The following is a 3,822-nucleotide window of genomic DNA, read 5'->3' as shown; positions in this document are numbered from 1 at the left end:
CCTCCTCGGTGGTCAGCTCGTCCACCGCGCGGATGCGCTTGGCCGCGGCGATCCCCGACTGCATCTCCGAGGTGTGCTCGCTCAGCTCGGTCACCGGCCCCATCAGCCCGAACGCGTAGAGCAGGAAGGCGATGAGCCCGGAGACCTCCAGCGTCCCGGCGTCCACGCGCCACGCGCCGATGCCGAGCACGAGGATGATCGCCAGCTCGATGCCCGTCCAGGCGATCACCCAGACCGTCGCCTCCAGCCGGACCGCTTTGAGACCGTGGTCGGCCGCGGACCGGGCGTCCTGGGCTATCCGGTCGGCCTGGCGCTCCTCGGCGCCGCTGGCCTTGACCGTACGCACCGCGCGCAGTGCCCCTTCGAGCCGGCCGCCGAGCCTGCCCACGTGCTCCTGCGCCTGCTCCTGCGCCCGCGCGATGGCGGGCATCAGCGTGGCGAAGAGGATGACGACGAGGACCACCGACGCGACCGTGGTCGCGAGCAGCACGAGGTCGAGCACGGCCATCATCGCCAGCGTGCCGACCAGCATGACCACGGCGTTGACCAGGCCGACGACGGCGCCCGAGGCGGAGGCGTGCAGCAGGGTCGTGTCGGAGACGGCCCGGGAGACCAGCTCGCCCGGAGGCCGGGCGGTCACACCCGGCACCGTGGCCCGGAAGAAGCGGCGCACCATCGACTCGCGCGCGTCCAGCACCACCCGCTCGCCGACCGTGCCGAGGATCACCCACTGCCGGTGCCCGAGCACCGCGCCGACGACCATCAGCACCAGGAGCGTGACGACCGGGCCGGTGAGCGAGGCGTCGCCGGCCAGCGAGTCCAGCACCCACTTCGTCACCATCGGGGACGCGAGGCCGAGGGCGGAGCCGGCCAGCGCCAGCAGCAGGCCGAGGGCCAGCACCCGCCGGTGGGGCCTGGCGAACGACCAGAGGATGCGCACGCTTTCCGGAACACTCATGCCCGGCAGTAGAACATCGCTGTTCCATTTTCGTCAAGCGAGTTCCATTCTGGGGGTGGCGGTACGGTATGGGCATGGACACCGCAGTGAGCAGCACCGGCGCCCGGGCCCGGACCCGGCGGGCCATCCTCGACGCCGGCACCGCCGTGCTCGCCCAGAACCCGACGGCCTCGCTGGCCGACGTGGCGGCGGCGGCGGGCGTCGGGCGCACGACGGTGCACCGCTACTTCGCCGAGCGCTCGGACCTGGTCGACGCCATCGGCATGGACGTCCTCGACAAGATCGGCGCCGCGACCGACCGCGCCCGCCCCGACGACGGCCCGGCGCTCACCGCGCTGGAGCGCATCTGCCAGGAGTACTTCGAGCTGGGCGAGAGCCTCGCGATCATCTTCGACGAGTCGATGGCCGCGACCTGGAACTGGGAGAGCTGGGAAGAGGACACGGAGGCGGACCGCGCGCTGGCGCGGCTCGTCGACCGCGGCCGGGAGGAGGGCACGCTGGACGGCCGGTTGGACACCGACTGGATCGTGCAGGTGCTGTGGTCGCTGCTGTACGTCGCCTGGCAGCGCAACCGCGGCGGGGACACCAAGCACAACGCGCTCAGCCTGTGCCTGTACACGCTGCGGAAGTCCGTGGGTGCGCCGTCGTAAACCACCGGTCAGAGATCCGACCAATACGGCCGGAGGGCATCGGATCTTCACCCGTGGGGTGTCGCAGAGGTCAACTGATCTGGTAAATATGCAGATCGTGCTACGTGCCCAGGTGCGCCGCACCTGACGGGCTCGCGCCCGCCGGGGAAGTCATCGGATGACAGGAGGCCATTTCAGGATGAAGGACTTCGACGGGCTCAAGGCCGTGGTGACCGGCGGGGCTTCGGGGATCGGACTGGCCGCCGCGCGGCTGCTGGCCGAGCGCGGCGCCCGGGTCGCCGTCCTCGACCTCAACCCCGACGACGTACCCCCGCCCCTGCAGGGCTACCGCGCCGACGTCTCCGACGACGCCTCCGTGGTCGCCGCCATCAGCGACGCGGCCGGCGCCCTGCGCGGCATCGACGTCCTGGTCAACAACGCCGGCATCGGCGCCGCCGGCACCGTCGAGGACAACGACGACGCCGAGTGGCACCGCGTCCTGGACGTCAACCTCCTCGGCGTCGTCCGTCCACACGCGCCAGGAGACGCCATGACCTCGCCCTTGTTCCCCGCACCCGACACCGCCGCTCCGGTGTTCGCCGACCACCACGACCTGCGGGACCGCAACCGCCGGGCCGTCGAGCAGTACATGCTGACCGGTGCCGAGGCCCGGCTGCGCCGCTACACCCTCTACACCGAGGACGGCTCCGCGTCGCTGTTCTACACGGACATGGGACGGCCCATCGTCGTCCGGGGGCGCGAGAAGCTCAAGCGGCACGGCGAGTTGTCGATGCAGGTGCTGCCGGACTGGCAGTGGAGCGACGTGCACATCTACCAGACGCAGGACCCGTCGGTGATCTGGGTCGAGTGCGAGGGCGAGGGCACCATCCTCTTTCCCGGCTATCCCCAGGGCCGCTACCGCAACCACTTCATCCACGGCTTCACGCTCAGCGACGGCCGCATCGTCGCCAGCCGGGAGTACACCAACCCGATCGAGCACATGCGCGCCCTGAGCATCGAGACACCTCACATCGAGCGGGACTGGATCCCCTCCTGACGGGACCGGTCCCGCGCCGAGCGGGGGGCGGGGGCGCTCACGCATCGCGTGAGCGCCCCCGGCGCGTCCCGGGGCGTCCTCCGGTACGGATCCGGCCCCCGGGAACGCGCGAACCCCGGCCGGCGGATGCCGACCGGGGCGTGGAGCCGTATCGCGTGTGCCGCGCCGGGTCTAGAGGACGTCGACGTCGTAGGCGTTGAGGGCCTCGACGACCGGCTGGTAGAACGTCGTGCCGCCGGAGGAGCAGTTGCCGCTGCCGCCGGAGGTCAGGCCGACCGCCGTGCTGCCGGTGAAGAGGGACCCGCCGCTGTCGCCGGGCTCGGCGCAGACGTTCGTCTGGATCATGCCGTACACGACGTCGCCGCCGCCGTAGTTGACGGTGGCGTTCAGGCCCGTGACGGACCCGCCGTGCAGCCCGGTGGTGCTGCCGCTGCGCTGGACGGACTGGCCGACCTGCGGGTCGGCGGCGCTGGTGATGTCCTGGTACTGCCCGTTGTACAGCGAGACCCGGCCATCCGCCGCGGACGGGTTGGAGTGCCGGATGATGCCGTAGTCGTTGGTCGGGAAGCTGGTGCCCGCCGTGGTGCCGATGCTCCACGAGCTGCCGATGTTGGTGCAGTGGCCGGCGGTCAGCGCGTACCTGGTGCCGTCCGCGCCCGCGACGTTGAAGCCGAGGGAGCAGCGGGCGCCGCCGGTGGTGATGGCTTCGCCACCGGCGATGTACTTCGTGAACTTGCCGTTGGTGCGCTGGACGTCCACGGCGCCGGCGTTGGAGCCGGCCGCCTCGGTGATCCTGTCCACCTCGGCCTGGGAGACGGTGCTGTCGACCGTGACCACGACGGTGTCGGTGGCGCGGTCGACGTACCAGGCGCTGCCCGCGACGTCCGCTTCGCCGACCGCGAGGTCGACGGACCGGAGCTCTGCCGCGCTGAACGATGAGGCTTCCTGTGCGTTCGCACCCGCGGGCAGCGCGAGCGCTGCCACGGCGGCGAGGCCGGCGGTCGCGGTGATCAGCCGCAGTCTGCCGCGGGAAGCCCCGGTGGGGGTGGTGCGATGCATCTTCACAGATGTCTCCTCTGGTTTGGGGGAACCAGGACTCGTGGTGACGAGCCCGTGAGACACCGTCAGCGGCCCGACTTTTGCCGTGCCCCTGACACGTCGTAGGGGAGTCTTCGGCA

Annotated in this window: 4 protein-coding genes; 2 read left to right on the top strand and 2 right to left on the bottom strand. The window is 71.3% G+C overall.

Features of this window, described 5'->3' with window-relative positions:
• The coding region (locus H5J30_RS21420) for an ABC transporter ATP-binding protein (protein WP_220189181.1) at positions 1 to 958 on the bottom strand (958 nt) is incomplete at its 3' end.
• A 74-nt stretch (positions 959 to 1,032) separates the two neighbouring features.
• Here H5J30_RS21420 and H5J30_RS21415 point away from each other — a divergent pair.
• The gene (locus tag H5J30_RS21415; protein ID WP_258563456.1) at positions 1,033 to 1,608 is read left to right on the top strand and encodes a TetR/AcrR family transcriptional regulator; all 576 of its coding nucleotides are present in this window, start codon (positions 1,033 to 1,035) and stop codon (positions 1,606 to 1,608) included.
• A gap of 178 nt (positions 1,609 to 1,786) precedes the next feature.
• Entirely contained in the window at positions 1,787 to 2,644 is an 858-nt protein-coding gene (locus tag H5J30_RS36900) for an SDR family NAD(P)-dependent oxidoreductase (RefSeq protein WP_258563455.1), read from the top strand.
• A gap of 171 nt (positions 2,645 to 2,815) precedes the next feature.
• Here the strand turns inward: H5J30_RS36900 and H5J30_RS21400 are convergent, their stop codons facing one another.
• Positions 2,816 to 3,709 carry a S1 family peptidase gene (locus tag H5J30_RS21400; protein WP_445194952.1) on the bottom strand — a complete coding sequence of 298 codons (894 nt, stop codon included), beginning with the start codon at positions 3,707 to 3,709 and terminating at the stop codon, positions 2,816 to 2,818.
• Positions 3,710 to 3,822 lie beyond the last annotated feature (113 nt).

This window comes from Streptomyces phytophilus (assembly GCF_013870535.1).
In the GTDB taxonomy this organism is placed as follows: domain Bacteria; phylum Actinomycetota; class Actinomycetes; order Streptomycetales; family Streptomycetaceae; genus Streptomyces; species Streptomyces phytophilus.
This window is presented reverse-complemented; position numbering and strand designations above follow the sequence as displayed.

Coding starts and splice junctions, on each gene's coding strand:
- H5J30_RS21415 (WP_258563456.1), top strand. CDS start 1,033: ATGGACACCGCAGTGAGCAGCACCGGCGCCCGGGCCCGGACCCGGCGG.
- H5J30_RS36900 (WP_258563455.1), top strand. CDS start 1,787: ATGAAGGACTTCGACGGGCTCAAGGCCGTGGTGACCGGCGGGGCTTCG.